Annotated in this window: 5 protein-coding genes; 1 reads left to right on the top strand and 4 read right to left on the bottom strand. The window is 69.4% G+C overall.

Annotated features, from left to right (window positions below; all coding sequences use genetic code 11):
• Positions 1-278: 278 nt before the first annotated feature.
• The 4 genes from ACFR9S_RS03865 to ACFR9S_RS03880 all read right to left on the bottom strand — a co-directional run bounded on the left by ACFR9S_RS03865 (position 279) and on the right by ACFR9S_RS03880 (position 4,591).
• Positions 279-1,109, bottom strand: a complete 831-nt coding sequence (locus ACFR9S_RS03865; RefSeq protein WP_379730982.1) for an SDR family oxidoreductase — start codon at positions 1,107-1,109, stop codon at positions 279-281.
• A 58-nt stretch (positions 1,110-1,167) separates the two neighbouring features.
• The gene (locus tag ACFR9S_RS03870; RefSeq protein ID WP_379730991.1) at positions 1,168-1,905 is read right to left on the bottom strand and encodes an endonuclease V; all 738 of its coding nucleotides are present in this window, start codon (positions 1,903-1,905) and stop codon (positions 1,168-1,170) included.
• Positions 1,906-1,962: 57 nt separating this feature from the next.
• A complete protein-coding gene (locus ACFR9S_RS03875; protein WP_379730983.1) occupies positions 1,963-2,856 on the bottom strand; it encodes a rhomboid family intramembrane serine protease in 894 nt (297 codons plus the stop codon).
• Between the two features lie 139 nt (positions 2,857-2,995).
• Positions 2,996-4,591, bottom strand: coding sequence for a S8 family peptidase (locus ACFR9S_RS03880; protein WP_379730984.1), 1,596 nt, complete (start codon positions 4,589-4,591; stop codon positions 2,996-2,998).
• Positions 4,592-4,755: 164 nt separating this feature from the next.
• Between ACFR9S_RS03880 and ACFR9S_RS03885 the strand changes: the two genes are divergently transcribed.
• A complete protein-coding gene (locus ACFR9S_RS03885) occupies positions 4,756-5,202 on the top strand; it encodes an NYN domain-containing protein (RefSeq protein WP_379818101.1) in 447 nt (148 codons plus the stop codon).
• Positions 5,203-5,249 lie beyond the last annotated feature (47 nt).

The following is a 5,249-nucleotide window of genomic DNA, read 5'->3' on the forward strand; positions in this document are numbered from 1 at the left end:
CCCCCCCCCGTCCACCGCCACCGCACCGCGGTCGCTGTCGGCGCGAAGCGCGAGCGTCGACGGACGCGAACCGAGCGCGAGGGACGACCGACTGAGCGAAGCGAAGGAGGGAGTCGGCTGGGGAGGTTCGAGGGCTGTGCGGGGCGGTGCGGTTACAAGGTGCCAACGATCGAGCTGCTGTTGCTGTTCGCGGCTACTTCCAAGAGAGCCACGGCGAGAACGATCCACTACATCACACGCGCTACGAAAACCGAGAGAACTCCGCACCCAAACTCCGTTCAATCCATCCGCTTCCGCGCGAACCGCATCGCCAGATCCACCACGGAGTCCGGCAGGAACCGGCTCTTCACCAGCAGCTTCGCGACCGTCCCCACGGGCATCCGCGCGGGCGGGTCGGTGAGGTTCGCGGCGTCGACGATCGCCGTCGCGACTTCCTCGGGTTCGACCGCGCCGGGACCGTCGCCGCCGAGCACCTGCGTGTCCTCGAACGCCGACCAGAACCACTCGTAGGCGTCGGTGCGCTCGGCGGCGTCGCTCTCCTCGGTCGCGCGGTCGTTGAACTTCGTCCGGACCGGACCCGGCTCGATCAGCACCGCGTCGATGCCGTGGCCGTCGACCTCCCAGCGCAGCGAGTCGGTCATCGCCTCCAGCGCGAACTTCGATCCCGAGTAGGCGCCGCCGCCGGGCATCGACACCCGGCCGGCGACCGAGGAGAGGTTCACGATCGTCCCCTCCCCGGCCTCGCGCATGTGCGGGAGCACCGCCCGCGTGAGCCGGTGCGGGCCGTAGACGTTCACTTCGAACTGGTCCTCGACGGCCTCGACGGGCACCTCCTCGGTCGGGCCGAACTGGGCGTAGCCGGCGTTGTTGACCAGACAGTCGATCCGGTCCTCGTTCCGGAGCATCCGGTTCACGACGTTTCGCACGTCGCTGTCGTCGGTCACGTCGAGTTCGTCGGTGACGCAGTTCTCGTGGGCCTCAAGGTCGGCGATGTCGTCGGGGTCCCGCGCGGTCGCGTACACCGTCCACCCGTCGTCGAGGAACGCCTCGGCGGTGGCGCGGCCGATACCGGACGAACAGCCAGTGATCAGCACCGTCTCCGGTCGCATGAGTACGTGCTCGACCGGGCGAGGGTTAAGTGTGAGCAAACAGGGCCGAGAGCGCGAGCTACTCGGACGCCGCCTTCACGTCGTCGGCGTAGCGATCCGCCAGCCGGGTCGGCTCGGGGAGCTTGTACCCCGCACACAGCGCGTCCACCAGATCGACCGTCGTCGACGCCGAGACGCGGTGGCCCGGCGAGACGTAGAGGGGGTTGATCGACTGGGCGCGGTCCCACTGCCGGGACTGGTAGGCGTGGCCGATGGTGGTGCCCGCGGGCGCCTCGACGCTGTCGTCGGCCTCGATCGGCGTCGACCAGCCCGCAGGCCGATCGTCGACGGGTTCGGCGGGCGTCCCACAGAGGAGGCTCTTCGCGACGCCGATACTGGGCAGGTCGAGCGCGACGCCGACGTGGGTCGCGATGCCGGCCTGCCGGAAGTGGATCCGGCCGGAGCCGTCGAACACCGCCAGATCGGGATCGACCGACAGTTCCTCGAACGCCGCGAGGATCGGCCCGCCCTCGCGGAACGCGAGCAGGCCCGGGATGTAGGGGATCGACAGCGGCGTCACCGCGTGGGTGCGCTCGATCACGGCGCCGTCCTGGATCGCCACGATCGCCGAGACCGCGCGCTCGTCGAGGAACGCCTGATCGACGCCAACGATCACCGGCGCGTCGCTGGTCCCCAGTCGTTCGTTGCCGGTGCTGTCGGCCTCGACTGGCCCGTCCACACCGACAGTCGCCGGATCGAACGGCAGGTCGTCAGTGAAGGTGGCGGCGTCGGCGATCTCGCGCTGGAGATCCTCCATCTCCTCGCGGGAGAGCGCCGGGTCGGGACGGAACTCGGGGCGGTCGAGCGCCACGGCTCAGAACCGTCCCCCGCCGCGGCCGGGACCGCCCGGTCCCCCGCCGCCGAACTGGAGCTGTTGGGGTGGTTCGACCTGCCCCTGTACGTAGGTGCCGTAGAGGAGGCCGATCCCCAGCCCCGCGAGGTGAGCCCAGTGGGCGACGTTCCCGCCGCCCTGGAACGCGCCGAACCCCTGCAGCAGGCTGAAGCCGGCGAAGCCGATCGTGAGCAGCCAGATCGGCACCGGGATGAAGAAGTAGAGGTACACCGTCAGCCCGGGGTTCAGGATGGTGAGCACGCCCATGATCGCCAGCAGCGCGCCGCTGGCCCCGAGGACGCCCACCGAGACGGTCGGGCCGACCAGCGCCACCGTCGCGCCGATCTGGGCGAGGCCGGCGACCGCGCCCGAGACGAGGAACAGCCCGACGAAGCGCTTGGTGCCGATGCGGCGCTCGACCACCTGTCCGAAGAAGAAGATCCCGATGCTGTTGGCCGCGATGTGGACGATGCCGCCGTGGGCGAACACCGAGGTGAACCACGTCCAGACGTACTCGGGGTGGCTCGACCGCAGCACGAACAGCGCGTCCTCGATCCCCCGCATCTCGAACGCTCGGAGTCCGAGTTGGACGATCCACGTCACCCACATCAACAGCAGGAGCACGAACGTCGCGTTGTTCCGGACGTAGCTCCGCCAGAGCGATCGGGCGCGCTCACGGACGCCGAGTCGGCTCCCGCCAGTCGAGCCGGCGTCGCGCTCCTCGGCCTGATCGAAGACGCCGACGGGGTCGTCCCACTCCAGCCCGGGACAGTCGTGGTTCTCCGGGAGTCGATGCTCCGCACAGAACGAGCCGCCACACCGGCGACACTCGTAGGGCATGTTCTCTTGCTTCCCACACTCGTCACACGTCGCCATTGGGCCGAGGTTGGCGGGCGCGGCTAATAGGTCTGGGGCTCTCGGCGACGAGACAGACCGGAGAAGCGAGGCGGCGGACGGCGTTCGGTCGTCGGGTCGCACGGTCGCCGCCGTGGTCGGACCGTGCGACCCCGCGCCGTTACTGGTACTCGGTGACCGTCACCGTGTAGCTCCCCGAGCCGCTGTAGGAGTCCACGTCGATCTGGAGATCCGTGGAGTCGTCGGGGGCGTCGATCACGACCGTCTCCTGACTGTCGGCGGTGTAGGAGGCGTAGTCGTAGTCGCTGGGCGTCGCGTTCGCGGTGGTGCCCGTGTTGACGTAGAGGTCGAAGTCCGCGTCCGCGGGACCGTCGAGCTCGATCACGACCTGCGACGGGCTGCTGTAGCTCCAGCCGTAGCTGTAGTCGTCGTAGTCCCAGTAGCCCGAGAGGCTGCCGCTGACCGACGACGACGTGGAGTCGCCGCTGCCGCCGTCGTCGCCCCCGCCACCGCCGCCACCGCCGCCGCTACCGGGTTCGGTGGTGACCGCCGCCGCGGCGTCGACCTGTCCGCTCCCCTGCTCGTCGCTGGAGAGGCCGATGTCGGCGGCCGTGTTCTTGAGGTGGCTCCGGAGGTCGCTGTTCGAGAGCGAGCTCCACTGGGCGAGGGTGAGGCCGGCGACGCCGGAGACGACCGGCGTCGCCATCGAGGTGCCCGAGAGCTGCTCGTACCCCCCGCGGGTCTGCGTCGTCGTCGAGAGCACGTCGACGCCCGGCGCGGCGAGTTCGACCGAGCTGCCGTACTGGGAGAACGACGCGAGGTTCTCGCTGTCGTCGACCGCCGAGACCGCGAGACATTCGGAGTACGCTGCGGGGTAGGAGACCGACGAAGAGCCGTCGTTGCCCGCCGCCGCGATCACGAGCGCGCCGTTGTTCGTCGCGTAGCTCACCGCGTTCTTCATCGTCTCCGTGTAGCCGCCACCGCCGAGGCTGAGGTTGATCACGTCGGCGCCCTGATCGGCGGCCCACTGGATCGCGTCGGCGATGTCGGCGGTGGAGCCGCTGCCGTTCTCGTCCAGCGCGCGGCCGTTGATCAGCGTGGAGTTCCCCTGCCCGGCGACGCCGGTGCCGTTGTCGACGACCGCCGCGGCGCAGCCGGAGACGTGGGTCGCGTGGTACTCGCTCTGCGCGTCGTCCGGCGCCGGGTCGCCGTCGCTGTCGACGAAGTCCTGGCCCGGGTCGCTGGCGTAGTTGCCCGCGAGGTCCGGGTGGTCGTACTGCGCGCCGGTATCGACGACGGCGATGGTCACGTCCGAACTCCCGAACGTCGTGTCCCACGCCGTCGGCGCGTTCACCTGCTGGGGCGCGTACTGGTCGCCGAACTGCGGGTCGTTCGGCGTCGCCAGCGCCTGATGCGTGGCGTTCTTCTCGGCGTACTTGATGTGGTCTTTCTTCGTGATCGCCTCGATGAAGTTCTCCCGGGCCTCGTCGGCGGCCGTGCTCGGGAACTTCACCGCGACGTAGTGCAGCGTCTCGTTGCTGTGGACGACCTCGGCGTTGCCCGGGACGTAGTTCGCGACGGTGCTCGTAATGTCGTCCGCCGTCGCGGAGACGCCGACGAGGATCTCCTCCTTCTTCGGGCCGGCGCCGCGGCCCGGCGTCGCGGTGCTCACGCCCGCGAAGGCCGCGGCGGCGCCCAGCGCGCCGATACCCTTCAGAACGCTCCGTCGACCGTGGCCGCTGTCACCGTCTGACATGGTGTGCCATCACAACCGCGGATCGGACGTATATTTCTGTCGAAATAGACTGAATATTTCTTGTTAGCTCGTAAATGATTCTCTCTTTCGACGTTCTATCATCAATTCGAGAGCCGATCGGCGAGTCCCGGAAGCGATATGCCGGGGCGGACGCAGGCAGGTGTATGGACTGGGTGCGGCGGCTGTTCGGCGAGCGGCGCGAGGGGGTCGCGCTGTTCGTCGACGGGCCGAACGTGTTACGCGACGAGTTCGACGTGGATCTGGACGACGTGCGTGCGGCCGCGGCCGCCTCGGGTCGGGTCGTGTCGGCGCGGCTCTACCTGAACGAGCAGGCGCCGGGCAGCCTGATCCGGGCGGCGGAGGCCCACGGGTTCGAGGTGATCACCACCAGCGGCGACGTCGACGTGAAACTCGCCGTCGACGGGGCCGAGTTCGTCCTCCGGAACGGCGTCCGGACGGTCGCGATCGCCTCGCGAGACACCGACTTCAAGCCCGCGCTGGAGCTGGCGGGGCGGGAGGGCGTGCGGACGCTGGCGATCGCGCCGGGGAGCTACGGCCGCTCGGACGCGCTGCGAAGTGCCGCCGACGAGAGCGTCACGCTGGAGGAGTAGGCTGATTCTCTGCCGATTGCCGTACTGGTGAGCGGTGGCGCGAAGCG

The sequence above is a fragment of the Halolamina salina genome, from assembly GCF_042678005.1.
Classification (GTDB): domain Archaea; phylum Halobacteriota; class Halobacteria; order Halobacteriales; family Haloferacaceae; genus Halolamina; species Halolamina salina.